Origin of the sequence: Streptomyces calvus, from assembly GCF_006782915.1 — a bacterium.
In the GTDB taxonomy this organism is placed as follows: domain Bacteria; phylum Actinomycetota; class Actinomycetes; order Streptomycetales; family Streptomycetaceae; genus Streptomyces; species Streptomyces calvus.
The window spans coordinates 38,303-62,848 of sequence record NZ_VCNP01000003.1; the positions used below are offsets into that span (position 1 = coordinate 38,303).

Annotated in this window: 23 protein-coding genes and 1 pseudogene; 14 read left to right on the forward strand and 10 right to left on the reverse strand. The window is 70.2% G+C overall.

What is annotated here, in order from left to right; genetic code table 11:
• Positions 1-75: 75 nt before the first annotated feature.
• The 7 genes from FGW31_RS00295 (at position 76) to FGW31_RS00325 (ending at position 6,481) form a co-directional block, all read left to right on the forward strand.
• On the forward strand, positions 76-1,770 hold the full coding sequence (locus FGW31_RS00295; RefSeq protein ID WP_233452288.1) for an MFS transporter: 1,695 nt from the start codon (positions 76-78) through the stop codon (positions 1,768-1,770).
• Between the two features lie 185 nt (positions 1,771-1,955).
• Entirely contained in the window at positions 1,956-2,441 is a 486-nt protein-coding gene (locus FGW31_RS00300; RefSeq protein WP_142191230.1) for a MarR family winged helix-turn-helix transcriptional regulator, read from the forward strand.
• A 266-nt stretch (positions 2,442-2,707) separates the two neighbouring features.
• Entirely contained in the window at positions 2,708-3,718 is a 1,011-nt protein-coding gene (locus FGW31_RS00305) for an AvrD family protein (RefSeq protein WP_142191231.1), read from the forward strand.
• Positions 3,719-3,942: 224 nt separating this feature from the next.
• The gene (locus FGW31_RS00310; RefSeq protein ID WP_220510963.1) at positions 3,943-4,539 is read left to right on the forward strand and encodes a hypothetical protein; all 597 of its coding nucleotides are present in this window, start codon (positions 3,943-3,945) and stop codon (positions 4,537-4,539) included.
• Positions 4,536-4,835: a hypothetical protein gene (locus tag FGW31_RS00315; RefSeq protein WP_142191232.1), complete on the forward strand. Its 300-nt coding sequence runs from the start codon at positions 4,536-4,538 to the stop codon at positions 4,833-4,835. Before FGW31_RS00310 ends, FGW31_RS00315 begins: the two co-directional genes overlap by 4 nt.
• Positions 4,835-5,539 carry a 3-oxoacyl-ACP reductase FabG gene (gene fabG / locus FGW31_RS00320; RefSeq protein WP_142191233.1) on the forward strand — a complete coding sequence of 235 codons (705 nt, stop codon included), beginning with the start codon at positions 4,835-4,837 and terminating at the stop codon, positions 5,537-5,539. Before FGW31_RS00315 ends, fabG begins: the two co-directional genes overlap by 1 nt.
• Before the next feature lie 117 nt (positions 5,540-5,656).
• On the forward strand, positions 5,657-6,481 hold the full coding sequence (locus FGW31_RS00325; RefSeq protein WP_142191234.1) for an AAA family ATPase: 825 nt from the start codon (positions 5,657-5,659) through the stop codon (positions 6,479-6,481).
• 128 nt (positions 6,482-6,609) lie between these two features.
• Here the strand turns inward: FGW31_RS00325 and FGW31_RS00330 are convergent, their stop codons facing one another.
• The 6 genes from FGW31_RS00330 to FGW31_RS00355 all read right to left on the reverse strand — a co-directional run bounded on the left by FGW31_RS00330 (position 6,610) and on the right by FGW31_RS00355 (position 13,128).
• A complete protein-coding gene (locus FGW31_RS00330) occupies positions 6,610-7,494 on the reverse strand; it encodes a TauD/TfdA dioxygenase family protein (RefSeq protein WP_142191235.1) in 885 nt (294 codons plus the stop codon).
• 29 nt (positions 7,495-7,523) lie between these two features.
• Complete coding sequence (locus FGW31_RS00335; RefSeq protein WP_142191236.1) at positions 7,524-8,342, reverse strand: ABC transporter ATP-binding protein; 819 nt, start codon at positions 8,340-8,342, stop codon at positions 7,524-7,526.
• Positions 8,329-9,381 carry a taurine ABC transporter substrate-binding protein gene (locus FGW31_RS00340; protein ID WP_142191237.1) on the reverse strand — a complete coding sequence of 351 codons (1,053 nt, stop codon included), beginning with the start codon at positions 9,379-9,381 and terminating at the stop codon, positions 8,329-8,331. The genes FGW31_RS00335 and FGW31_RS00340 overlap by 14 nt, the downstream gene beginning before the upstream one ends.
• Positions 9,382-9,417: 36 nt before the next feature.
• A complete protein-coding gene (locus FGW31_RS00345; RefSeq protein ID WP_220510962.1) occupies positions 9,418-10,293 on the reverse strand; it encodes an ABC transporter permease in 876 nt (291 codons plus the stop codon).
• A 577-nt stretch (positions 10,294-10,870) separates the two neighbouring features.
• Positions 10,871-12,223: an APC family permease gene (locus FGW31_RS00350; RefSeq protein WP_142191239.1), complete on the reverse strand. Its 1,353-nt coding sequence runs from the start codon at positions 12,221-12,223 to the stop codon at positions 10,871-10,873.
• A complete protein-coding gene (locus tag FGW31_RS00355) occupies positions 12,220-13,128 on the reverse strand; it encodes a carbon-nitrogen hydrolase family protein (protein WP_142191240.1) in 909 nt (302 codons plus the stop codon). The genes FGW31_RS00350 and FGW31_RS00355 overlap by 4 nt, the downstream gene beginning before the upstream one ends.
• Before the next feature lie 110 nt (positions 13,129-13,238).
• On the opposite strand from FGW31_RS00355, the gene FGW31_RS00360 reads away from it, so the two are divergent.
• The gene (locus tag FGW31_RS00360) at positions 13,239-13,841 is read left to right on the forward strand and encodes a TetR/AcrR family transcriptional regulator (RefSeq protein WP_142191241.1); all 603 of its coding nucleotides are present in this window, start codon (positions 13,239-13,241) and stop codon (positions 13,839-13,841) included.
• A gap of 72 nt (positions 13,842-13,913) precedes the next feature.
• Positions 13,914-14,309, forward strand: a complete 396-nt coding sequence (locus FGW31_RS00365) for an Imm7 family immunity protein (protein ID WP_142191242.1) — start codon at positions 13,914-13,916, stop codon at positions 14,307-14,309.
• Positions 14,310-14,323: 14 nt separating this feature from the next.
• Here FGW31_RS00365 and FGW31_RS00370 read toward each other — a convergent pair.
• The 3 genes and pseudogenes from FGW31_RS00370 to FGW31_RS00380 form a co-directional block, all read right to left on the reverse strand.
• Positions 14,324-14,605, reverse strand: a pseudogene (locus tag FGW31_RS00370) (IS5/IS1182 family transposase); the annotation flags it as partial.
• Between the two features lie 17 nt (positions 14,606-14,622).
• A complete protein-coding gene (locus FGW31_RS00375; protein WP_208765882.1) occupies positions 14,623-15,174 on the reverse strand; it encodes an AAA family ATPase in 552 nt (183 codons plus the stop codon).
• 182 nt (positions 15,175-15,356) lie between these two features.
• On the reverse strand, positions 15,357-16,562 hold the full coding sequence (locus FGW31_RS00380) for an MFS transporter (RefSeq protein WP_142191243.1): 1,206 nt from the start codon (positions 16,560-16,562) through the stop codon (positions 15,357-15,359).
• An 858-nt stretch (positions 16,563-17,420) separates the two neighbouring features.
• Here FGW31_RS00380 and FGW31_RS00385 point away from each other — a divergent pair.
• Together FGW31_RS00385 and FGW31_RS00390 are read left to right on the forward strand one after the other, a co-directional pair.
• A complete protein-coding gene (locus tag FGW31_RS00385) occupies positions 17,421-20,705 on the forward strand; it encodes a GH92 family glycosyl hydrolase (RefSeq protein ID WP_142191244.1) in 3,285 nt (1,094 codons plus the stop codon).
• Between the two features lie 279 nt (positions 20,706-20,984).
• Positions 20,985-21,365 carry an AQJ64_40280 family protein gene (locus FGW31_RS00390; protein WP_142191245.1) on the forward strand — a complete coding sequence of 127 codons (381 nt, stop codon included), beginning with the start codon at positions 20,985-20,987 and terminating at the stop codon, positions 21,363-21,365.
• Positions 21,366-21,546: 181 nt separating this feature from the next.
• On the opposite strand, the gene FGW31_RS00395 is transcribed toward FGW31_RS00390, so the two are convergent.
• A complete protein-coding gene (locus FGW31_RS00395) occupies positions 21,547-22,107 on the reverse strand; it encodes a hypothetical protein (RefSeq protein ID WP_142191246.1) in 561 nt (186 codons plus the stop codon).
• Positions 22,108-22,292: 185 nt separating this feature from the next.
• Between FGW31_RS00395 and FGW31_RS00400 the strand changes: the two genes are divergently transcribed.
• The 3 genes from FGW31_RS00400 to FGW31_RS00410 all read left to right on the forward strand — a co-directional run bounded on the left by FGW31_RS00400 (position 22,293) and on the right by FGW31_RS00410 (position 24,515).
• Entirely contained in the window at positions 22,293-22,919 is a 627-nt protein-coding gene (locus FGW31_RS00400) for a TetR/AcrR family transcriptional regulator (protein ID WP_142191247.1), read from the forward strand.
• Positions 22,920-23,203: 284 nt separating this feature from the next.
• On the forward strand, positions 23,204-23,449 hold the full coding sequence (locus tag FGW31_RS00405; RefSeq protein WP_233288761.1) for a hypothetical protein: 246 nt from the start codon (positions 23,204-23,206) through the stop codon (positions 23,447-23,449).
• Positions 23,442-24,515, forward strand: coding sequence for a response regulator (locus tag FGW31_RS00410; protein ID WP_182674816.1), 1,074 nt, complete (start codon positions 23,442-23,444; stop codon positions 24,513-24,515). The genes FGW31_RS00405 and FGW31_RS00410 overlap by 8 nt, the downstream gene beginning before the upstream one ends.
• The last annotated feature ends 31 nt before the right edge of the window (positions 24,516-24,546 follow it).

A 24,546-nucleotide genomic window follows, 5' to 3' on the forward strand; every position in this document is an offset into this window, starting at 1 on the left:
TCCATCTCCATAGCTTCGGCAATCATCGGAATCACAGATGATTTGGAAGCTAGATCATCAGGACTCGGGGGAATCATGTCCGACCGAACGACGCGGACGCCGCAACAGGCCGCCGGCCACGCCGCCGCGGCCGAGAGCGGCGGGCGGGGATGGACGCTGGCCGTCGTGTGTGTGGCCACGTTCATGCTGCTGCTCGACCTGACCGTGGTGAACGTCGCGCTGCCGGACATCCGGCAGGCCTTCGACGCGAGTTTCACCTCACTTCAGTGGGTCCTCGACGCGTACGCGCTCGGCCTCGCCGCGGTGCTGCTGACCGCCGGATCGCTGGCTGACCGACTGGGCCGCAAGCGCGTCTTCAACTTCGGCTTCGTCGTCTTCCTGGTGGCCTCGCTCGCGTGCGGCCTCGCGAACGACGTGGTCGTCCTCTCCGTCGCCCGTGGCATCCAGGGCCTGGGCGGCGCCGTCCTCTTCGCCATCGGCCCCGCGCTGATCGGGCAGGAGTACCGGGGCAAGGACCGCGGAACGGCCTTCGGCGTCTTCGGCGGTGTCGTCGGCCTGTCCATCGCCTTCGGGCCGCTGATCGGCGGCGCTCTCACAGACGGGCTCAGCTGGCGCTGGATCTTCCTGGTCAACGTTCCGGTCGGTCTCCTCGCACTGGCCGTCAGCCTGCTCCGGATGCGCGAGTCCCGCGAGGAGTCGGCACCGGCCGTCGACTGGTGGGGACTGGTCCTCTTCTCCGGCGCGCTGACCCTGCTCGTGCTGGGACTGCTGCGCGGCGAGGCCGACGGGTGGTCCAGCGCTCCGATCGTCGCCATGTTCACCGGATCCGCCCTCCTCCTCGCGGTGTTCGGCGTCGTCGAGAGGCGACTTGGCGAACGGGCCATGCTGCAGCTGTCGTTGTTCAGGAACGTCACGTTCAACGGGGTGTCGATGGTGACGCTGCTGTGCGCCGCCGCCACCATGTCGGCGATCTTCCTGCTGGTCTCCTACGTGCAGAACGTGCTGGCGTTCTCCCCCTGGGAGACCGGCCTGCGGTTCCTCCCGCTGACGCTGACCCTGTTCGTTGCCGCCGCGGTCGCCGGCTCGCTGACGACGCGGGTGCCGCAGCGGCTGCTGATGGGAGCCTCCCTCACCCTCATCGCGATCGGACTGGTCCTCGTCTCACTCACCGGCCCGGACACCACCTGGACCGCGCTGCTGCCGAGCATGCTCGGGATCGGCCTGGGCATGGGGCTGTTCAACCCGCCCCGCGCCTCGCTGTCCATCGCCGTCGTGGAACCGTCCAAGGCGGGCATGGCCTCGGGCATCAGCGAGACGTTCCAGCAGGTGGGTGTCGCCATCGGCATCGCCGGCTTCGGCGCCGTGTTCCAGAGCCGTGTGACGGACCTGTTCACCGCATCCGAGGCGGGTCGGCAACTGGGCCCGGCCGCGCACGAGTTCGGTGAGGCGGTCGCGGCGGGCGGCGGTGCCGAAGCCGTGAGCCGTGCACCTCGGGAACTGGCACCCGCGCTCGACGCGGCGGCGCGCACCGCCTTCGTCGACGGCCTGACCGACGTCATGCTCGTCTGTGCCGCCGTCGCCGCGATCGGTGCGGTGGTGGGATTCGCCTTCATCCGCAACCGCGACCTCCACGAGAGCGCCCGCATGGACACACCGGACGACGACGGCCGGCTCGCGGGCACCTCGGGCGTCAAGGACACCGGCGGCGCCGACGTGACCGCCGGACACACCACGAACCACGGTCAGGTGCCGGCCGGCGGAGCACGCTGAGGCCGGACGGGCCGGACGCCTCACGGGCGGCCACAGCGGCGGTGACCTTGGCCGCACCGGCCTTGGAGGCCGGCACCACCGCCGGGTACCCTCGGAACAACCGACGATCGGCACCAACGACGCTCGGCGTCACCGAGGGCCCGGCGGCCCGGGACCGGTCACTCAGCGACAAGGGAGCGGCCCGGATGACACAGGCGACGCCCAGCCCGGCCGAGCCCGCCGGGCTCGACTTCCCGCTGATCCGCAGGACCGGGTACCTGCTCAACAAAGCCGGCCTCCTCCTGATGGAGGAGGCCGAGCGGGCGCTCACGGCGCAGGGCATGCGCTTGCGCTACTTCTACGTCCTGGCGGCCCTGGACAGTGACCTCACCCTGTCCCAACAGGACCTGAGCCGACTGCTCAACCTGGACCCCACCACCATGGTGGCCCTCATCGACGAGATGGAGGGCGCGGGCCACGTCGAGCGCCGCCGCAATCCGTCGGACCGCAGGAGGTACATCCTGCGCCTCACCGACGACGGCCGCGCGGCCCTCCGGCGCGCAGGGCGCGCCGTCGACCAGGTGGAGGAGGACTTCCTCTCCACCGTGCCCGCGGCCGACCGCGAGCGCCTGCGGACGCTGCTCGGCGAACTGCTCGCCGATCGCTGGCCGCGTGTGATCGCCTGCGAGTGATCCTCTCGCGGTCCCGATGCACGGATTCCGCTTTTCCATTTTAATGGAATTCCGCACTCCGAGCATCCGTCATGGATCTTTCCATGGAATTACGGAATCCACTTTATGGACGTCTTTTTCGTGACCTTGTGGAGGACGTCACACATTTCCTTGATCTCTTACTCGAAGCAACTCCGCCGTGTTAATATTTCACGCCCGGGGCCACTCGAACCAGAGCGGTTCCGGCGAGCGGACCCAGTCCGCGACACGGGGGAAGGTAACGGGGAATGAACAGCAAGGATTTATTCTACGGATCTCTGGAGAGCTGCCTCGGTCCCGGCAGCACACGCTTTTTCGGGAGCGGGTACAAGCGCGTCGTCCAGGACCTGAGGAACATCACCACCGACGGCTCGGCCGAGCCGGGCGCACGCGCCACCGCACGGGGCACGCTGACGTATCCGCAGGACTGGTCCCGCAAGTCGGACGCCGGCGAGCTGCGGCCTCATCTCAGCAGCATCGACGCGCTGGTACTCGCCGCGACCCTGGCCGAAGTGCACGTCGGCCGGGCCTTCGGACTCACAGTCGCGCAACAGCGCCGCACCTGGCTGCGGCACGCCGACGTACGCGCCGGGAGCAGTCCGCACGAGGACCTCGCGGACTTTCCGGTGCAGGGCCGGCTCCTCGCGGTCGACCACCCGGATCCGCAGCAGCCCGTGCTCACCAGCACCTACGACTGCCGCATCGGCGGGCTGCGCGTGCGCTGCACACTCGCGCACGAGCGTGGCGCCGGGCCCCAGGGCCCCGTCACGTACGCCGACGCCGCACAGGCGCTCGGACCGGCGCGGGCCCGGCACTACGGCGAGGGCTACAAGCACCGCGCCCAGTACGCGGACCAGGTCCACGTCGACCTCGACCGGCAGCGAGTCAGCGGACGGCAGCGCGTCGTCGCCACCGACAGGGACGCGGAGACGCACGGGGCGGAAGCGGCCTACGGCCCCTCCGTCTCGCTGGTCGACGCGCTGGTGGGGGTGGCCCAGCTGGCCCAGGCCCTGCTCTACGCACAGGACCGGCTGTCCCGGGGCAGCAGCGACACACTCTGGATGAGGCGCTTCGTCATCGGCACACAGACGCCGGTACGGCCCCTCGGCCGTAGCTTCGACGCGACCGTACACACCGCCAGGACCCGGCTCCTCCACTTGGGCGGGGAGACCTGGCGCACGGCGGAACTGACCGTCGACGACTACGCGGGGATCGGCGGCCGGTGCTCTCTCGCACACCGGCTGCCCTCTGCCGCCTAGACGCCACGCACTCACCGGACGAGCGGACCCTTCCGACGCCGCACGCCGCACGCCGCACATTTTGGCGCCGGTACATCTTCACGGGCATGCCATTACGGGTGAATGCCGAATTCCATCCATTCACACGTCGTGCCGTCCCATGGGAGAAAACGACTGCGGCGGTCCGGCACACCCGAGGGTGCGCCATCATCGCAATTGCAGTGAAACAACGGGGGAAATCAATCATGCGCTTTTCACCGACGTTGCGCTTCGGAGAAGTGCTCGTCGTACTGGAAGGACCGGCCCGCGTGCGCTGGAAGCAGCCCGCTCCGCCACGTGCAGGTCACTGGACACCCACCGGCATCTGGCCCGACGAGGGGCAGCTGGCCATGGTGCGCGAGCACCTGGAGAACGGAGGACCGCTGCTCGTCCTGCTGGACGAGGCCCGCAACCCCGTCCCGATGCTGCGGGAGGAATGGCAGGCCGCACCCTGCCGACTGATCGAGGACCTGACCGGCCCCTGCCCAGGAGACCTCCTGGACGACGAGGTCGTCGAGGTGCGGCTGCCGTTCCTCGACTGGCTGCCCGCCGCCCACCGGGACCGCGCCGCCCGCTTCCTCGCCGACAGCGACACGGCACTGTCCCGTACACCCCTGGCGCTCCTGCCGCCACTGATGGTCGAGAAGAAGCACGACGGGGTGCCGCCGAGCCCGCGTTTCGCCCGGCGGCTCGTGCCGAACGCATTGACAGCCGGCCGACTCACCGCCGCCGTCGAGCACCTGTTCGCCACCGGTCCGCAGGAGTGCACGGCCCGAAGCCACCCGGGCGATGTGATCCGGTGAGGACCACACGACACACAGGGCGTCCCGGCCCCGGCACCCGGTCCGCACCGGAGCCCGGCCCGCGCACCGCTTCCGACGCCCACCCCGACCACGGCCACGACGACCGGCACGAGGACACGACCGGCGGCCCGTTCGCCGGCTTCCCGAGCGGCTCCTGCCAGGTGCCCAGCCACGGGGAGATCAGCTCGTTGATCGCCGTGACCGCGGCCGCGAACCTGGTGCTCGCCACCCGGAGGGTCGTCGATCGCCGCCGCGCGGGGCACGAAGAAGGTCCCACCGACCGAAGGAGCCACTGATGGGACGTTCGGTCATGGTCACCGGCGGCAGTCGCGGCATCGGACTCGCCGTGGCGCGCGCCCTGGCCGCCGACGGGGACCGCGTCGCCGTCACGCACCGCGACACCGCACCGCCCGACGGGCTGTTCGCCGTACGCGCCGAGATGACGGACCCGAAGAGCATCGACACCGCGTTCGACGAGGTGGAGGCGGCGCACGGGCCGGTGGAGGTACTGGTCGTCAACGCGGGCATCACCCGCGACACGTTGTTCCTGCGCATGGACGAGCGGGACTTCACGGACGTCGTCGACGTCAACCTGCACGGCGCCTTCCGTACCGTGCGGCGCGCCGTGCGCGGCATGGTCCGTGCCCGCTGGGGCCGGATCGTCCTGATGTCCTCGATGACCTACGCCTACGGGGCACCGGGACAGGTCAACTACGGCGCCGCCAAAGCCGGAATGCTCGGCATGGCCCGCTCCCTCGCCTGGGAACTCGGTCCCCGCAACATCACGGTCAACGTCGTCGCGCCGGGACTCATCGACACCGACATGAGCCGTGAGATCACCGACCGACGGCGCGAGCACCTGCTGAACATCACCCCACTGGGCCGCGCGGGAGAGGTGGAGGACGTCGCCGCGGCAGTGCGCTACCTGACCGGCGACTCGGGCCGCTTCGTGACCGGCGCGGTCCTGCCGGTCAGCGGCGGCCTGGGCCTGGGCGGCTGACCCGGCACCGCTCGGCGGCCCGCGGAGCGGTGCCGCCGGCGCCACGGCCGGCGACCACCGGCACCACCCGACATCCCGGCTCCGGCCGGAACACCCACGACGAGAAGAGAACACACCATGGGCAACTCAGGCACCCCGACAGGTCGGGCCGGCTCGCCGCCTGCCGCCTCCACCGGGGAGCGCGGTCTTCACCTCGCCATCTCCGGCACGTACTCCAGCGGCAAGAGCACCACGACCGAGGCACTGTCGATAGCGACCGGCATCCCGCGCACACACGCCATGACCTCCCGCGAGATCCTCATGGACCTCGTCCCGGGCAAACAGGTCCAGGAGCTCAGCGCGTCGGAGCTGACGATGCTCGGACTGCGGCGGCTCGAGGAGCGCATCCACCACGAGGCAGGCCAGGGACCGTTCATCTCGGACGGCTCGGTGATCCACGAGTGGGTCTACGGCGAGGCACGGATGCGGGTCGGCATCAACCCGGGTGCCAACTTCCTCCTGAAGACGGTGAAGAACATCGCCGGGCTGCCGGTGAAACGGTTCTACCGGCAGTACATGCACGCGTACGGGGCCGTCACCAAGGCCCGTGCCAAGCGCATCTACGACGCCTACGTGCACCTCCCGGTCGAGTTCACGATGAAGACCGACGGCCACCGGCCGGTCTCCGAGAAGTTCCGGAAGCTGTCCGACGACCTTCTCATCGAGACCCTCGAGGAGTTGGAGATCCCGTACCACGTCGTGGGCGGCAGTGTCCGTGAACGCGTGGAGCGGATCGTCGAGATCTTCGACCTGCCCCTGGTGATGCCGCTGGACGAAGCCATCGACCGGGCCGACGTCCGAGTGCGGCAGGCGATCGAAGTCCTGGAACAGGACGACCGGTTCCACGAGGCACAGCGCACCAAATCCCTGCGCCGACGCATCTCGTACGCGCTGCGCTTCTGACCACGCGCGGGTGAACGATCCCGTGGACCCGCCGTCCACGTGACCACACCCGTGGTGCGTGGACGGCGGGCCGGAGGCCGTTCATGGGCTCGGCCGCCACGGCCGACCCCGCGCGCGGCCGCGCGGGGTCAGCGGGCGGCGGTGGCGGGGCCGACCGGAGTGTCCCCGCGCAGCGTGATGCGGTGCATGACGCGGTGCCGGTCACCGTAGTCGCGGTTGGCGTAGTGGGCGGTGCTGCGGTTGTCCCACAGCGCGACGTCGCCCGGCTGCCAGCGGTGCCGCACGACGTGCTCGGGCTTGGTGAGGTGGGCGTACAGGATGTCGAGGATGCCGCGGCTCTCGTGCTCCGAGACTCCCACGATGTGCGAGGTGAAGCCGGGGTTCACGAACAGGCCCTTGCGTCCGCTCTCGGGGTGCACCCGCACCACCGGATGCTCCACCGGCGTCAGCTGGGTGAACACCTCGCCCTCCCACAGGTTGCCGCGGCCCTGCCGGCGCTGGGCCAGGTAGTAGCCGAACTCGCGGGTGCCGTCGTGGACGGCGGTCAGCGTGTCGACGTACGCCCGCAGGCCCGGCGACAACGACTCGTAGGCGAGCTGGCTGTCGGCCCAGTTGGTGTCGCCGCCGTTGGGCGGCAGCACCACGGCCCGCAGCACGGAGATCGCCGGGGGCGTGCGCACGAACGTCACGTCCGTGTGCCACACGTCGGCGAACCCGTTGTCCTGGCTGTCCAGGGAGTACACCTCGGGTGCCACGTCACCGGAGTCGTGGACGGGATGCCCGACGGTGACCTCGCCCAGGCGCCTGCCGAAGTCGATCTGCGCGGCGTCGTCGAGACCGTGCTGGCCGCGCACGAACAGCACCTTGTACCTGACGAGTGCTTCGCGCACGGCGAGGACCTGGTCGTCGTCGAGGCGGCCGAGGTCGATGCCGTGGATCTCGGCGCCGAAGTGCGGGCCGAGTTCGGTGACCGGCAGGGTCGTCGCGGTGGGCCGATCGCTGAGGATGCTCATCCGTTGGTGTCCTTCCGTGTGATACGGGATCAGGCCGCCGCTGCGGCCTTGACGGCGTGGGAGACGTGCGTGCGCAGCTCGGCGAACTCCGGGGAGCCGCGCAGCTCTTCGGCGCCGATGTCGCCGCGGGGCAGGGTGATCGGCAGGTCGAGGGCGACGGTGCCCGGGCTCCTCGTCAGCACGACGATGCGGGAGCCGAGGAAGACCGCCTCGTCTGCCGAGTGCGTCACGAACACCGTGGTCCGTCCGGTGCGGTCGGTCACCCGGCGGACGTCCTCCTGCAGCCGCTCCCGGGTCAGCGCGTCCAGCGCCGCGAACGGTTCGTCGAGGAGGAGGAGCGGGTTCTCGGCGGCGAGCGCCCGGGCGATGGCGACGCGTTGCTGCTGGCCGCCGGAGATCTCCCAGACACGCCGCTTCTCGGTGCCCTCCAGGCCGACCCGGCCCAGCAGTTCCGCGCGGCACCGCGGCCACAGCGCGCGGTCCACGCCCGCGTACCGCAGTGCCAGGTCGATGTTGCCGCGCACGGTCCGCCACGGGAACAACCGCGGTGTCTGGAACACCACTCCGGCCGTCCTGCCGGGTCGTGGCCCGGTCCCGGAGACCCGCACCGAGCCGTGAGTGGGCTGCTCGAACCCGGCGATCAGCCGCAACAGGGTGCTCTTGCCGCAGCCGGAGGCGCCGACCAGCACCAGGAACTCCCCCGCCGGCACGGTCAGGTCGACCGGGCCGACGGCGGTGAGCGCCTCGCCGCCCCGGCCGTACCGGTGGGTGACGTGGTCGAGTCGGACGGCCCCGGCACCGGCGGCGTCCGCCTCGTCCCGGGAGGCGGTGAGCTCATGCGACGGCACGGGACAACCCCTTGAGGTAGAAGGCCTTGCGGACGACGTCCTCGGACGGTGCGACGTCGATCTGCCGCTGGTCGGCGAGGAACCGGCCGGTGTCGGTGACGTAGGTGAGGAGCTTGCCCGGGCGGCCGTCGGTGCCGAGCCAGTCGGCGGAGGCCACCTGCTCCGGGCTGAGGAACACGCCCTGCTTCAGCTGTGCCCTGGCGTCCGCGGTGCTGATGCCCAGTTCGGCCGCGACGGCCTCGACGGATCCTTCGGGGTCGGACGTGAGCAGGCGCAGGGCTTCGGCCTCCGCCTTGCGCCAGGCGTCGATGGCTCCCGGGTCCTTTGCGATCAGGTCGTCCGAGACGACGGCGAGGTCGAGGGTGGGTCTGCCCGCTCCGCCGGTCTCCTTGCTGCTGGTGAGCTGGGTGCCGGTCCGGCGCAGTTCGTCCAGGGTCGGCAGCCAGACGTAGGCGGCGTCGATGTCGCCGCGCTGCCAGGCGGCGAGGACGGCCTGCGGCTGCAGGTCGACGAGCTTCACGTCGGCCGGCTCGAGCCCGGCGATCTCCAGTGCGGCCAGCAGGCTGTAGTGCGAGGTGGAGGCGAACGGCGTGCCGATCGTTCTGCCCTTGAGTCCGGCGACGTCGGAGACACCGGTGTCCTTGCGCACCACCAGGGCCTCGTTCTCCCCCGCGACGTCGAGGATCCAGGCGACCTTGTACGGGATCGGCGAACTGCCGGACACTCCGCGGGCGAACGGACTGGAGCCGAGGGCGGCGATGTCGAGGGATCTGCCGAGGAACGCCTGGTTGACGCCGGCACCGGAGTCGAACTTGATCCAGGTGATCGTGTGGTCGGGCAGGGCCTTCTCCAGCAGCCTCTTGTTCTTCACCAGCAAGTCGCCGCTGGGGAAGGCGAAATAGCCGATGCGCAACCGCTTCGCACCGCCGGACGGGGAGGTTCCGGTGTCGGAGGAGCAGCCGGTGACGGCCGCTGAGGCGGCGGCCAGGGCGCCGGCGAGAAGGAGACGGCGGGACGGGCTGTGCGGGAGACGGGTCATGGCGGAGCCGTTTCTGTTCGCAGGGAGGTGAGGGTTCTACGCGCGACCGCGCCAGGGGACGACGGCGCGTTCGAGCCGCAGGAGCAGGCCGTCGATGATCAGGCCGGAGACACCGATGGTGAAGATACCGACCAGTACGACGGGCGTGTTGTTGTAGTTGGCGGCGTCCTTGACCATGCCGCCGATGCCGGGCAGGCCGTTGACCAACTCGGCCGCGACGAGGGAGGAGTAGGCCACGCCGACGGCGAGCCGGACCCCGGTGAGCGTCTCCGGCAGGGCGGACGGCACGACGACGTCCCTGACGACGTCCCACCGTGACCCGCCGAGTGCCCGGGCCGCCTCGATCAGGCTCTTGGGCACGGCCGCGACGGCGGTGGTGGTGGAGACCGCGACGGGCGGGAACGCCGCCACCGCCAGCAGGGTGACCTTCGGTTCCTCGTTGATGCCCAGCCAGATGACGAGCAGCGAGAAGTACGCCAGCGGCGGCAGCGTCCGCAGGAAGGTGATCCAGGGTTCGAACAGTGCGCGCAGCCGGCCGACGGTGCCCATGAGCAGCCCGAACAGCACTCCGAGTGCGATGCCGATGCCGCCTCCGATCGCGATGCGGCGCAGGCTGATGCCCAGGTGCTCGACGAGGGTGGTGCCGTTGTAGCCGCGTACGCCGTCACGGGTGGTGGACACGGTGACGAAGGCGTCCCACACCTTGGCCGGTGGCGGAACGAGTGTGTCGCTCCACGTACCGCTCGCGGCCAGCAGCTGCCACGCGACGAGGAACAGCAGCAGCGAGCCGAGCGGCAGCGCGGCATGGCGCACACGCGCCCACGTCCTCCCCGCCGGGAGAGGGCGTTCGGGCGGGACGTCGGCGCGTGCGGCCGGGGCATCGGGCCTGGACGGACGAGAGGTTGTGGACATGGGGCGTCCTCCGTGGGGCGCCGGGACATGAGCAGCTGCCGTCGACGGGCAGGGACGGCCGGCCCCGAGCAGAAGTGAGGGCGAACGAAGCGAGAGGGGCACCCTGCGTCGGGGTGCGCGAACGGCCCCCGCCGGGTGACATCACCGGACGACGGGGCGCGTGGGGATCAGAAAGACTCGATCAACAACAGGACGAGCCCGCGCGTCGGCACAGGTCGATGACCAGGCGTCGCACCAGGGGCTCGGAAATCATGGGGCCATTTCTACAGCAGCCCCGGCTCCGCACCAAGATGGCGTCCACTTACTGGAACGGAGTGTCCACGGGAAGGTGATCGGTGCCCGGGCATGTCCCCACTCAACGGTTGATCTCGGTGGTCGCGCGGGTCGGTTGCTGCTCGGGGTGAGGTGACCGTCGAAGGTGTACGGCATTCGGCGGCGGCCCGGTCCTCGGGCCCGTCGGCGCGGACCGCCGCGAGCGCCTCTGGCCGGCGGGAACGAGGTTGCGTTCCGACCGGCCAGAGGCACTTTCCGCGCGGCCGGCCGTCCGCCGGACGGCCCGCCTCGTGACAGCGCGGGGCTAGGACCCCGTACCGGTCGACTGCTCGTCGTCGGGCCGGAGTTCGGGTGCGGGACGGCGGAATCCCTTGGTGATGACGGCGAGGTAGACGATGCCGATGGCGATCCAGCCGAGTCCGAGTTCGGTCGCGGTGGTGCCGAGTTGGGTGATCAGGTAGATGTCGACGGTGGCGCCGGCCAGGGGCAGGAGCACGAAGCCGAGGAGTGCGGGGCGGCTGCCGGAGCGGTACTGCCGTACGGCGTGGGCGATGACGCAGACGTTGACCACGGTGAAGCCCAGGAAGGCGCCGAAGTTGATGAACGAGGTGGCGTCGGCGAGGGTCAGGTTGGTCGCCAGGAGCGCGATCGCGGCCACGATGAGCACGTTCGGCACCGGGGTGAGCAGTTTGCTGTGCAGACGCCCGAAGACGGGGCGGGGAAGGACGTTGTCACGGCCCATGACGAACATCAGGCGGCTGGTGCTGGCCTGAATGGCCACGCAGGAGGCGAAACCGCCGAGCATGGTGATGATGTTCGCGATGTCGGCGAAGCCCTGGCCGCCGACGAGTGTGGAGACGGCGTACCCGGCCGACGACTCGTCGGCGAAGGTGCCGCCGGGGTGGGCCCACTGCATCACGAAGGAGAGCGCCACGAAGATCACGCCTCCCGCGAGCACGGTGAGGACGATGCCGTGCGGGATGGTGCGCTGCGGGTCCCGGGCCTCTTCGCTGAGTGTGCTGACGGCGTCGAAGCCGAGGAAGGCGTAGGCGGCGACGGCGGCGGCCGCGGTGACGGCGGAGATGCTGGTGCTGCCGTTCCAGAGCGCGTGTCCGGCCGTTGTGGCTCCGCCGTGGCCGAGGCCGTAGTGGACGCACAGGACGAGAAGCACCAGCAGGCAGCCGGTGACGGCGATCAGCAGGGTCTTGTTGACCTTGTCGGCCACCTTGAGGCCTATGACGTTGACGGCGGTGGCCAGCACGATGTTGATCACCAGCCAGAGCCACTGCGGCACGGACGGGTACTGCGCGTGCAGGTAGATCGACTGCACCAGGAAGGCCACCATGGGCAGGAACAAGTAGTCCAGGAGCATGGCCCAGCCGGCCAGGAAGCCGAACCGTGAGTCGAGCATGCGCCGGGCGTAGGTGTAGACGGACCCGGAGGACGGGATGATCCGGGCCATCTTGGCGTAGCTGAGGCCGGTGAGCAGCATCGCGCCGGTGGCGACGAGGTAGGCGGTGGGGGCGGCGCCTTCGCTGGTTGCGGCGATGACGCCGAAGGTCGAGGTGACGACGGCCGGGGCCATGTAGGCGAGGCCGAACAGGACGATGGAGAGGAGACCGAGGTTGCCTCTCATGCGGGTGGGCTGATCGGTCATGGTGTGCTCTTTGCCGGGGAGGGGACAGAACCGGAACGGGTGCGGCCGCTCCAGGTGGCGGGGTCGATACGGCCCTGGTAGAGGGGCAGGTCGAGGGGGACGTCGTCGGGCCGGAACTGCTGCCAGGGGCGGTTCAGTGCCGCGGTGCCGAACTGCCGGATGTTGCTCACCTCGTCGAGGTCGATGACGTCGGTGAGGGTCGTGTCACCGTCGGCCGGAGCCTGCGAGCGGACGGTACCGGAGGGGTCGACCAGCAGGCTGCGTCCGGCGCCCAGGGGGGCGGCGCAGTTGACGCTGGCGGTGAACACCTGGTTGACGATGGAGTTGGCCTGGGCGAGGACGATTTCCTGCGCCCGGTCGCTGGTCCCGGTCTCGACGAAGTTGAGCACCAGTTCCGCCCCCATCCACGCAAGGTGGCGGGTCGTCTCGGGAAACCAGGCGTCGTAGCAGATCGACAGGCCGATCCGGCCGACGCCGGGCATGTCGAAGACGGTGAACCCGGCGCCGGGAACCGTGGTCTCGTAGGGACGCCAGGGGAAGACCTTGCGGTAGGAGGCGACCCGCTCGCCGCGCGGCGAGTACACGACGGCGGTGTTGTGGACACGGCCGTCGTCTCCGCGTTCGTAGACGCTGCCCGGGGCGAGCCACACCCCGAGGTCGGCGGCGATCCGCGCGAGCGCGGCGTCGCGCGGGCCGTCCAGCGGTTCGGCGGTGGCCTCCGGGAGGTCCGCGGGATCCAGCGGGGAGCCGCCCGGCGCACCGCACAGGTGCAGCTCGGGATAGACGACCAGTGACTGTGCGGGCAGGTCCCGCGTACGCCGGGCGACATCGGCGGCGAAGCCGTCCAGGTCGTCGGCGGGGCGCCGGGGGGCCTGGACCAGAGCGAGGGGAAGGGGACGCGACATGGGGCACCAGGTGTGTGAGCGGATTAATTAAACGAAATTTAGTTAATGAATCTGCCGGGCGTCAATGGTCGGGGCCGGAAGAAGGGACCGCGTGTGCGAGCATGTGGACCATGCCCCGACCGAGGAACCAGGCGGAGCGGCGCGCCCAGCTGATCGACGCGGCCGCACGGGCCGTCATGAGCATCGGGGCGACAGCGGTCAAGCTGCGGGACGTGGCCGCAGAAGCGGACGTCACCCCGGCCTCCGTCCTCTACTACTACTCCGACCTGCAAGAGCTCTTCTCAGCGGTCTTCGACCACGCCGCCGCGACCTACTTGGTCATCCGCAAGGATGCGATGGCGGCGGCCGAGGGGCCGGTGGAGCAGCTGCGGGCGTGCATCCACAGCGGGGTGCCCTGGCCGGGCAAGGGCGAGGAGAGCACTCGGCTGCTGTTCGAGCTCTTCCCCGTCGCACTGCGGAACGAAGCGGTCGCCCAGGCGCACCGGCTCTTCTTCGGCCGGCAGACCGAGCTGTACCGCCAGGTCCTCGCACACGGCCGGGACACCGGCGAGTTCGCGCTCACCGCGGAGCCCTTGGCGCTGGGCCGGTCCTTCGTCGCGCTGGAGGACGGCTACGCGATGGACCTGCTGGTGGGCACCGCGACAGCCGAGGAGATCGAGGCACGGCTGTCCGCCCACGCCCGTGTGGTGACCGGTCACCCGGCCTTCGGCTAGCCAGGCGGTGTCCGGCGGATCATGCCGTGGTTGAGGCCGTCGAGACCCAGCTGACCCCAATAGAATCGCGGTGTGTTCGAGTACCACGGCTGGATCGCTGTCAGGGAGACCGCAGTCGGTGACGACGATGACCTCCGACTGCGGCAGGTCGTCGATGAGCTTCGGCTTCGCATCGCGAAGATGGCCAGTCCCTACCTCCTTGATCTCAGGTGGATGAACGGTGAGCCGTTCATCCACGTGGGAGGCAATTCCAATCACCGCTCGTCGTCAGACGTGGTCGGGCTGTTCGAACATGTCGCGAAGGTCGCTCCCGGCTCCTACGGCCTCCTGCATGTGCGCGATGACGAGGACCCGGGCCATGAGAACGAGGTACGCGTACTCAGGCTCGCTCGGGGCACGGTCACGCATCACACGGAGGCGCTGCTGTCTCCTTGCATCCCGACGCTGGAAGACCCCTTCACTGTTTAGTTCTGTCTGGCTGGTCACGGCCGGAGCCACAGACGGATCGCCGCGGCCATGACGGTGGCGTGAAAGACGAAGGCTCTCCTGTCGTGGCGCGTAGCTGCGGCTCGGGAGTTCTTGAGCCGATTGATCGCCCGCTCGACCTCGTTGCGGCGCTTGCAGATGTCGCTGTCGAAACCGGTGGGCAGGCCGCCCTTGCTGCCGCGTCGTTTGCGGTTGGCCCGCTGGTCCTTCGGCTCGGGGATGGTGTGCTCGATCCGGCGTCTTCGCAGGTAGCGACGATTGCGGCGTGAGCTGTATGAGGGCGGTGGCCTTGCGGTCAGTTCACGAGGGCGCGGTGGCGAGCTTCCCGGACGACGCGGTCGGCGGTCTCCTCGGGAGTGAGGGCCGAGGTGTCGAACCACCAGCCGAGATCGCCGAGTTCGCGTTTCATGTCGGCGTCGAGGTCTTCGTAGCCGTCGAAGTGGAATTGCTCCTGTGGATCGCGGAGGGTGTTGCGGTACCGGCACGCCTCGATGCCCGGTGCGAGAACGACGAAGAGGACCTGACGGGCCGCAAGGAGTGAGACGAAGAAGTCCAGTTGCGCGCGGTCGGGGATCACCCAGTCGATCACGGGTGTGAACCCGGCGTCGGAGAAGTTGTTCGCCAGCGTGCACAGATTGCGGTTGCACAGCTCCACTTGTCGTGCCGCCTCGTCGGCGGGCTCGCCCAGGGCCCCGACGCGACCGCTGACGACCAGACGGCTGACGAAGTCGCCGTCGAGCCGGGCGGAGCGTGGCAGGCGCTCGGCGACGAGCCTGGTCACCGTCGACTTGCCGGCCCCCGGCATCCCGGTCACGATCAGGCAGTCCGCCGTCCCAGCAGTGATCACACCCCCGATCCTGTCAGCGTGCCCGGACGTCGGCAATCGCATATCGAGGCGCGGTCCTCCGGAGCTGTCGGCCCCGCCCACGGTCCGGCCCCGGGCGCTGCCGCACCGCGTCTGCCGTACCCAACACACGCCACGCAAGCCCTGGTTCACCCTTTCGAGAGACGTCCCGGGCGCCCCGGAGGCTAACGGCGCTTTCCGTGGCGCGGCCGGGAGCGCGTGCCGCGGGTGAAGGCGCAGAGGAGGCCGATGGCTTGCACCACGGCGCAGGCGGTGATCACCGTGCGGATGGCCGCGGGGTCGACGACCGCCATGAGGATGCCGGCGAGCGGGTAGGGCAGGAGCAGGATCAGCACGGTCACGGACAGGGTGCTGCCGAACACCTCGGCGGGGATGAGGTGGGAGCGCAGGGTGCGCAGTACGACGGCCAGCATGCTGTCGCCTGCCATGAAGACGGCGGCCAGCACGAGGTACGCCGGGTAGGAGTCGGCGTGGGCGATGAGGAAGCACGGCACGGCCGTCACCAGCGCGGCCCAGCGGCCCACCCCGGACAGTCCCCACCGGTCGATGGCGACGCGGCAGACGGCGACCGCCAGCAGCGAGGCGGCGGCCGCGCAGGACCAGACCACGCCGACCGAGGCGCTGGACCGGCCGAGTTCCTTCACCACGATCACCGGGGTCGCCGCCTCCAGGAACCCGAGGGTCAGATTGGACAGCGCCAGCCCGCCGACCAGCCACGCCAGCGGCGGCAACGCGCGCAGGGTGGACCAGCCGGTGCGCCAGCCCTGCGGCGCGGGCCCGTTCCCCGCTGTGGGTCCGGGCATGTGACGCGCACTCGGGGCGATGGCGGCCGACAGCAGCGACAGTCCGCTGATCACGGCGAGCATGCCGCTGGAGCCGGCCCATTGCAGAAGGAGGCCGCCTGCTGCGGGGCCGGCCAGAGCGGCTGCCTGGTCGATGCTCAGCAGGACCGACTGGACGCGGTGCGCCGCACCGTCGGCCTCCCGGCTGGCCGCCCCGCCGATGCTTTCGGCCGCGATGAAGCTGAACTGGGTCAGGCACCCCGCGCATGCCGCCAGGAGCATCACCAGGCTGGCGGCCACTTCGGCGCCGGTCATGGCCAGGGCGGGCACCGCGAGTCCCGCGACCAGTGCACGGGCCGCGGCGGCCAGCCGGAAGACCCGGGCGGGTCCGAACCGGTCCACCGCCGTGCCCGCCAGGGCGAACGTGCACAGTCGCGGCGCCCACGCCAGCACGAAGGCGACGCCGGTCAACGAGGACGAGTTCGTCGTTCCCAGCACCAGCAGGGGTATGCCGTAGGTGGTCATGGAGGACGCGGCAGCATCCGCGAGGCGCGGCAGATAGACACCGCGTGCCCGGCTGTGGGTCACCGGGCGGGCGTGCCGGGGCGGGGACGACCGGACTTTCGCAGATATCAAGGGGACGTGCACTTTCTGTGAACCATGGAACCGTCGGCGGTGGGTCAGCCTGAACGAACGAGACACAAGGTGACAAAGCGTCACCTAACGGGCGTACTCCCTTCCCTGCAGGGCGTCAGGCCGCATTCCGGACCATGGTTGTGAAGCGGTGTCGGTACCGGACAAGCCGGGAGGGACACCGGGAACCGCGGCTTCCCCAACCCGGTTGGGAACGCCGCGACATGACACCGGTGATCACCGACACTCAGTACAGCGTGATCGTCTCACCAAACGTTACGTGGGGTAAGCCGAGGTCAGGCCAGTCGCTGAGGGAGTGGGAAGGCACCCACCCGAAGGGGACGGGTCATCGCAGATCCACCCGCGACCACCGTTCTCCTGCCAACACGCTCCACATTGATCACCCGCGCACGGCCACGGCTTGCGCCGGTCGCGTGTGATCGCCTCGCGGCGCGGGTCGTGGGCCATGCCGGCGGCACTCAGCGCCACGAGCTGCCGCACGAGACCGTGGGCGGCCGGGATCTGACAGCTGATCAGGCCTCGCGTACGGACTCCGCCCGGCTCGAGGTCGGCGTCCGCGGGCGTGCGGGGCGTCGGCGCCTGGATCCGGGGTGGCGAGTCGGTACCTCAAACGGCAGCCGTCGTTGGCGCGCAGACCTCTTGACAACGATGTCAGGCGCGTGATCTAGTCCGCTTCCATCCAGCCAGGGCCGCCGACTGCACCGATTCCACGGGCCCACTCCGTCCGTCGCTCAGAAGATCACCTCTCATGTCGCGCCGCACATGACGGGTGAGGAACAGGAGACCCCTTCCATGCACAGACCCCTCCGCCGATGGCGCAACCGCGCCTCGACGGTCCTCGCCGCACTGCTCGTCGCCGGCGGTGCCCTGGGCCCGGCGCCGGCCGTCGCCCAGTCCCCGGCGGCCGCCGACCGTCTCACCTCCCTGGTCAACCCGTTCATCGGCACGCAGAACTTCGGCAACACCTTCCCCGGCGCGAGCGCCCCCTTCGGCATGGTCCAGGTCAGCCCGGACACCGGCGGCCAGGGAGGGTACGACTACCAGCAGGACAAGATCCACGGGTTCAGCCAGACCCACCTCTCCGGCGTCGGCTGCTCCGTCATGGGCGAGCTGCCGCTCATGCCGACGACCGGAGCGGTCGACACCGTCGACCCCGATGCCTACCGCTCGACCTACTCGCACGACGACGAGGACGCCGAACCCGGCTACTACCGCGTCGGGTTGAAGACGTACGACATCGACGCCGAGCTGACCGCCACGGCCCGCACGGGCTGGCAGCGCTACACCTTCCCCTCGACCGACCGTGCCAACGTCCTGTTCAACACGGGCAAGGCCAACCAGCGGGTGTACAGCTCGGAGGTCCACGTCGTCGGCGACCGGACGGTCGAGGGCCGTGTCGAGGCGGGGAACTTCTGCGCGGGCAAGGACCGGCACACCGTCTACTTCACGGCGACCTTCGACAGGCCGTTCGCCTCGCACGGCACCTGGCGCGGCAACACCCCCGCTCCCGGTGAGCGGGACGCGGCCGGCGAGGGCGGGAACGGCGCCTGGGTGACCTTCGACGCCGGCTCCGACCGTGACGTCGTCGTCAAGGTGGGACTCTCCTACACGGGCCTCGAGGGTGCCCGGAAGAACCTGAAGGCGGAGACGGACGACTCGTACGACTTCGACGCCACCCGCGCGGCGCTGCGGGCGACCTGGGAGCGGCAGCTCGCCGCCGTCCGGATCGACGGCGGGTCGACCGAGCGGCGACGCGCGTTCTACTCGGCCCTCTACCACGCGCAACTGCACCCGAACCTCGCCGGAGACGTCGACGGCCGGTACGCGGGCTTCGACGGGAAGACGCATACCGCGTCCGGGTTCACGCCCTACCAGAACCTGTCGCTGTGGGACACCCACCGGCCGCAGAACCAACTGCTGCAGATGCTGCAACCGCAGGTCGCCCGCGATGTCGCGCTGTCGGTCGTCGCGATCGGACGGGACGGCGGCTGGCTGCCGCGCTGGTCGCTCGCCAACAGCGAGACCAACATCATGACCGGCGACCCGGTGACTCCGTTCCTCGTCGAGGCGTGGTCCAAGGGCCTGCTCGCGGGCCACGAGAAGGAGGCGTACGCCCTCCTCAGGAAGAACGCCCTGAGCACGCCGCCGGACGACTCCCCCTACAACGGCCGTGCCGGAATCGACGCCTACCAGGAACGCGGCTACGTCCCGAGCGGTCTGGAACCGGGGAAGGACTGTCCGGACAAGGGCGGCGACAACGACTGCCGTCACCCCGCCTCGGCGACCCTGGAGTACGCGGCGGCGGACGCGTCGCTGGCCCTGATGGCGAAAGGGCTGGGGCACACCGCGGACGCCCGCATGTTCGCGGCACGCGGCCAGTGGTACCGCAACCTGTGGGACTCCTCCATCCAGCAGTTCCGGCCGCGCACGACCGACGGCACCTGGCTGACGCCGTACGACCCCGTCGAAGCGGGCCACCAGTTCCATGAGGGCGGCGCCTACCAGTACCAGTGGCTCGTGCCCCAGGACCCGGCCGGGCTGGTGTCCCTGATGGGCGGCAAGCGGGAGACCGAGAAGCGGCTCGACGCCTTCTTCGCGTACGACGAACTCCTCACGGACCCCGCCGGAACCGCTCGCGAGGACTGGATCTCGGCACCGTACGACTACTACGGGAAGCCGACCTACAACCCGAACAACGAGCCCGACCTGCACTCCCCCTACATGTACCTGTGGGCCGGTGCACCCGCCAAGACCGCCACCGTGGTCCGCGCCGCGATGACGCTCTTCACGGACGGGCCCGACGGCATGACCGGCAACGACGACCTGGGCACCATGTCGGCCTGGTACGTCTTCTCCTCCCTCGGCCTGTACCCGACGACGAACGGCGGCGACTTCCTCGCCGTCTCCAGCCCGCAGTTCCCGTCGGCGGTCATCCGCATCGGCGCCCACGGCGACGAGCAGGGCGGCACCCTGACCGTCGAGGCACCGGGTACGAGCGACACCCGACGCTACGTGAAGCGGGCGGAGTTCGGCGGGAAGGACCTGCGCGCCACCTGGCTCGACTGGGACGCGGTCGCCAAGGGTGGACACCTGGCCTTCGAGATGGCGGACGAGCCGTCGGCGTGGGGCACGGGCAGGGGCGCGGAGCCGCCGTCCGTGAACCGCGCGGCTGCCGATTCCCGCCGGCACCTCGACGCGTCGCTGCGCACCGGTTCCGACGTCCTGCCGACGGCCGACAGCGCGCAGGACGTCCGTCTGCGGCTGGACGTGCTGGGCCAGTCCCCCGGCACCCTGCGGGTGGACGTCGGCGCCAAGGCTCCCGGCGGCTGGACCGTGAAGACCTCCGAGCCCTTCTCGCTCGCCTCCCACCGGCTTCCGGTCCAGCGGACCGCGACGGTCGACGTGACCGTGCCGGCCGGAACCGCTCCGGGTTCGTACACCGTGCGGATCACCGCGGCCGCGAAGGGTGTGAAGAGCGTGGAACGGACCGCGACCATCGAGGTGCGCGCCGCGGCCCGCTGCGCGGCGGACGCCGGCGAGCAGTGTGCCGTGGACCTCGGCAAGGAGGCGAACCACGACGGCACCGCGACCGTCGCAGCCTCCGGCGAGGGCGACTTCGACGGAGCGGGCTGGAGCTACGACGGTGATCTGCTGCCCGCGGCGGGTCCCGTCGTCTGGGACGGCGTGACCTACGCCGCTCCCGATCCGTCCGGCACGGCCGCGAACTTCGTCGAGGCGCGCGGTCAGGCCATGCTGCTGCCGGCCGGGTCGTACAGCGCGCTGCGCCTGGTCGGCGCGGCCCACCACGGGCCGGTGACGACCATGCTCACCGTCCGCTACACCGACGGAACCACCGCCGAAGTGCCGGTCCCGGTCGGCGACTGGGCGGGAGCGGAGCCGCAGGGCAGCTCCGTCGCACTGGAGATGCCCCACCGGATCAAGCGCGGGCAGGGTGTGGACGGCCCGCCGGTGCGGCTGTTCGGTGCCTCCGCGGACCTCGACGCGTCGAAGACGGTGCGTTCGGTCGGTCTGCAGAACGACCCTCGGGTGCAGATCTACGCGATCACCCTCGCGTAGCACTCCGTACGCCCGCCGGCCCCCGCCGTCCTCCGGTCGGGAGGTCGGTCGGTGGCGGCGTGACCGTCACGGTCACGCCGCCACTCGCGCAGCGCCGATCCGTCAGCAACCGGCGCCGCCCCCGACCGCCTGACGGCCGTGACGTGCTGCCGGACCTGCGGTGATCGACTCGACCGGTAGAGGCTCCGGCACGGATCAACCTTCGCAACCGCCGGGCGGTCCTACCGGGTTGCCGAGCAGTACACGGTTGTCCGAGCGCTTGGGTGGGTGAGGATGGGGATGACGGGTCTCGTCACCGAGGTGACCTGGGTTGACGTACGCGAGGAACTGCCGCAGGACGGTTTACCGGTCGCAGCGGCGATCACCGGCCGGTATCCGGCCGACGGTGCCGAGTCCGGTACGGCGTCGGGTGAGGAATTCTGGCTGGTGAGGCCGATGTACTTCACGACTCGGCACTTCGGCGAGGACGGATCCGAACACCGCGACTGCTTCGTCGACTCCGACGGGATCATCCGCAGGCCCTACGACCCGGCCGACGACGACACCGTGACCCACTGGGCCTACCTGCCCACCCTGCCGGGCAGAACGACGCACCTGGTTCTCGGGGAAGAGGTGCAGCCGGCTCTCCGCAACGCGTGGAACGCTCGTCCCGCCACCTGATCCAGGGTCCGTCGGCTCGGTGCAACGCGTGGAACGCTCGTCCCGCCACCTGATCCAGGGTCCGTCGGCTCGGTGCTCCTGGTGACGGAGGCCCTGCGCCGCGCCTGCCGGGGTCGCACCACGGGAGCGGCGGGCCCGGTCGGAACACCGGTCGGGCCCGCCGCGCTGGAGTGGGACGGGGTCATGTGTTCTTGCCGGCACGCCCGAGCCGGAGAGCGGAGATGAGGAAGAAGATCCCTCCGAGGAAGGCGTAGCCGGCCAGGTTGCGCAGGGAGGCGTCCTCTGTGCCCGCTTGGGCGAAGAAGGAGGCGCCGGCGACGGTGGAGATGGCACCGCTGGCGATCATCGCCCACTGTCCTCCCAGTCGGCGCCGGACGGCACCGACGACGAGCTGGACGAGACCCGCGGTGACGGCCCAGACGCCCCAGACCCGCAGGACCGCCGGAATGCCGGACGTGGCGGCGACGGCGAGACCGACGCCGGTGAGGGCACTGAGCGTGATGTTCAGGTACAGGTGGCGCACCGGGCCGTCGTTCGCCTTGGCGGACCGGGCGTCGACGACGGCGCACGCCACGTCGAACAACGGATAGATCACCAGGAGCGTCGCGCTCAGTGGCCCCAGTGTGTCGGCGGTCGCGAACAGCAAGGCGGCCCACACGGCGGCGAAGGCGAAGCGCGTGAGGTACAGCTTCCGCAGGGCCGCGGGAACGCCGGTCGGTGTCGTGTCGAGGAGGGTGTCCACGGGGTGCCTTTCAGTGACGGTGTGCGGGAGTCGGACGACTGGTCGTCGGGTGGCACGGCCACGGCCGAGGAAGGCCGGAAAGCCTGAGGGAGAACGTTCGGTCTCTTTGAGAGCATCCAAGAGGGCAGCCGTGGCTCCTGTCAAGACCGAACGTTCTCCCTCGCGTCTTTGGTAGCCTCGGCCCCATGAGTCGGGGCACAGGAGTCGGCAGCACGTCCGAGGCACGGGCCAGGCTGCTCAGTACGGCGACGAAGATCTTCTACGCCGAGGGGATCCACTCCGTCGGAGTCGACCGGATCATCGCGGAGGCGCAGGTGACCCGGGCGACGCTCTACCGGCACTTCTCGGGCAAGGAGGAACTCGTCCTGGCCTATCTCGACCAGGCCGACCGGGGTATCCGGGCGCAGACCGCGGCCGCCGAGGCGAGCAGCGAGTCGGCGCCCGACAAGGTCCGGGCCGTCAGCCGGTCCATCGCCGAAGGCATCCGGTCGCCCGGATTCCGCGGGTGCGCCTTCCTCAACGCGGTGGCCGAGTATCCCGACCCGGCGCACCCCATCCACCAGGCCGTGCTGGCCCACCGGCAATGGTTCCTCGACACCGTCACGGAGTTGCTGGCACGGGCCGGCTGCGAGCCCGCCGACGCGGCCGGCCGGCACCTCGTCATGCTCCGCGACGGCGCCATGGCAGCCGGCTGTCTCTTCGACCCGCAACTGGTCTGTGACACCTTCCTGCAGGGCGTGGAGGGTCTCCTGCAAGCGCGCACTGCCTCAGCGCCCGCGCCGAGCACCACCGCGTTCCCGCCGCGGGCCTGACCGCCCGAGCGCGGCCAACGCTCCGTGCTGCCGGACGTTGCCGAAGATCGGCAGCGTTGCACAGCAACGCTGCGGCAACAGGCCGGCTGTCGCGGTGCTGACCGGCCAGGACTGCGCCGTGAACGGCATGGCGCACACGCAACACGCGGTCGGAATGGCTCCGCTTCGCGGATCATGGACTGCAACACCTGTGGCTTCATCCATCCTGGTCTCTCCGTCCGCACCTGGACGGAAAGGGGACAAGTCCCGGCGGCCTACGGCGGGTTGGATGAATGGAGATCTGGATGGACCGTCCTCTGCTGTCACTGCGATCAGCCCTGATATTCCTGCTTGCCCTGCTCACCGGTGGGGCGGCGAGCGGGCTGACCGCCGTCGCCGGGGAAGGCACCGCGCGCAGTCTGCTCGCGGGTCTCGCCGCAACGGGACTGGCTGTGCCGTTCTTCAACCGCCTCATCGCCGCCGAGGACGACGCCGTACGGTCACGGACCGCCGTGGGCGCCGGCACGGTCGAGGAGGAGAGCCATGGGTGAACTGCGGCCCCTGGGCGACGACCTCAACGATGCGTCCCGGGCCCTGGCCGAGGCGTTGCGCGAGCTCTTCGAGAGCCTTCACCTGTCCGTCCGCAGGTATGCCGCACGACGCCGCCTCGATCCCGGAACGGTCTCCCGCTACCTGAACGGCACCCGGTTACCTCCGTGGCAGGTCATCAGTGACCTCTTCACCGATGTCGCCGAGCATCGCGGGACCGCCGTCACGACCGAGGCCATCGAACTGGTACGGGGCCTGTACGGAACGGCCGTGGACGCCGCCTCCTCCCCCAAGCACGCGGTGGAGATCCTGGAACAGCAGCTCGCGGACGCGGACCACGTCTCCCGGCGGTCCAGCGTCCGCGGCGACGTGCTGGGCGACGCGCTCCTGGACCGGACGCAGCGCATCGCCGACCTGGAGACGCGGCTCAACCAGCTGGAGGCCGACCGCATCGCGGAGCGGAAACGCGCGGACGAACTCGCGGAGGCCCATCCGGATGTCTCCGGTCTCCTCCGTGAACGCAACGCGCTCCAGCAGGAAGTGGAGCGGCTCGGGGAGGCCCTGCACGAGGCACAGGTTCAGCGCGCTGCGGCGGAGGGCCGCTGCGATCTGCTCGAACGCCAGCTGGAGGCTGTCGAGCAGGCTGCGGCCACCGCGCTGCCGACAGGGCAGCAGAGCATGCCCAAGATCCTCGTCGTGGACGACCAGCCGGACAACCTGCTGGCGATGACCGCGGTTCTGGCGACGCTCGAGCAGGATCTCGTCACGGTCTCCTCCGGCCGGGAGGCTCTCAAGGCCCTGCTCGACCACGACGACTTCGCCGTCATCATCATGGACGTGCAGATGCCGGAGATGGACGGTTATGAAACCTGCGCTCACATCAAACGCCGCCCGAGGACCCGGGACGTCCCCATCATCTTCCTGACCGCGATGGGCACGGGGTCGGAACACTCCGCCCGCGGGTACGCGGCGGGCGCCGTCGACTACATCAGCAAGCCCTTCGATCCGTGGGTCCTGCGGGCGAAGGTCGCCGTGTTCACGTCCATCTACCTGGAGCGGCACAAGTAGGCCCCTTCCAGGCGCGCGGCACCGCCCGGCC

What these genes read in the sequence shown, in the direction of transcription:
- FGW31_RS00330 (WP_142191235.1), bottom strand. Translation starts at nt 7,494, where the DNA reads ATGAGCATCCTCAGCGATCGGCCCACCGCGACGACCCTGCCGGTCACC.
- FGW31_RS00325 (WP_142191234.1), top strand. Translation starts at nt 5,657, where the DNA reads ATGGGCAACTCAGGCACCCCGACAGGTCGGGCCGGCTCGCCGCCTGCC.
- FGW31_RS00390 (WP_142191245.1), top strand. Translation starts at nt 20,985, where the DNA reads ATGACGGGTCTCGTCACCGAGGTGACCTGGGTTGACGTACGCGAGGAA.
- FGW31_RS00360 (WP_142191241.1), top strand. Translation starts at nt 13,239, where the DNA reads ATGCCCCGACCGAGGAACCAGGCGGAGCGGCGCGCCCAGCTGATCGAC.
- FGW31_RS00345 (WP_220510962.1), bottom strand. Translation starts at nt 10,293, where the DNA reads ATGTCCACAACCTCTCGTCCGTCCAGGCCCGATGCCCCGGCCGCACGC.
- FGW31_RS00400 (WP_142191247.1), top strand. Translation starts at nt 22,293, where the DNA reads ATGAGTCGGGGCACAGGAGTCGGCAGCACGTCCGAGGCACGGGCCAGG.
- FGW31_RS00295 (WP_233452288.1), top strand. Translation starts at nt 76, where the DNA reads ATGTCCGACCGAACGACGCGGACGCCGCAACAGGCCGCCGGCCACGCC.
- FGW31_RS00305 (WP_142191231.1), top strand. Translation starts at nt 2,708, where the DNA reads ATGAACAGCAAGGATTTATTCTACGGATCTCTGGAGAGCTGCCTCGGT.
- FGW31_RS00385 (WP_142191244.1), top strand. Translation starts at nt 17,421, where the DNA reads ATGCACAGACCCCTCCGCCGATGGCGCAACCGCGCCTCGACGGTCCTC.
- FGW31_RS00355 (WP_142191240.1), bottom strand. Translation starts at nt 13,128, where the DNA reads ATGTCGCGTCCCCTTCCCCTCGCTCTGGTCCAGGCCCCCCGGCGCCCC.
- FGW31_RS00405 (WP_233288761.1), top strand. Translation starts at nt 23,204, where the DNA reads ATGGACCGTCCTCTGCTGTCACTGCGATCAGCCCTGATATTCCTGCTT.
- FGW31_RS00310 (WP_220510963.1), top strand. Translation starts at nt 3,943, where the DNA reads ATGCGCTTTTCACCGACGTTGCGCTTCGGAGAAGTGCTCGTCGTACTG.
- fabG (WP_142191233.1), top strand. Translation starts at nt 4,835, where the DNA reads ATGGGACGTTCGGTCATGGTCACCGGCGGCAGTCGCGGCATCGGACTC.
- FGW31_RS00410 (WP_182674816.1), top strand. Translation starts at nt 23,442, where the DNA reads ATGGGTGAACTGCGGCCCCTGGGCGACGACCTCAACGATGCGTCCCGG.
- FGW31_RS00300 (WP_142191230.1), top strand. Translation starts at nt 1,956, where the DNA reads ATGACACAGGCGACGCCCAGCCCGGCCGAGCCCGCCGGGCTCGACTTC.
- FGW31_RS00350 (WP_142191239.1), bottom strand. Translation starts at nt 12,223, where the DNA reads ATGACCGATCAGCCCACCCGCATGAGAGGCAACCTCGGTCTCCTCTCC.
- FGW31_RS00340 (WP_142191237.1), bottom strand. Translation starts at nt 9,381, where the DNA reads ATGACCCGTCTCCCGCACAGCCCGTCCCGCCGTCTCCTTCTCGCCGGC.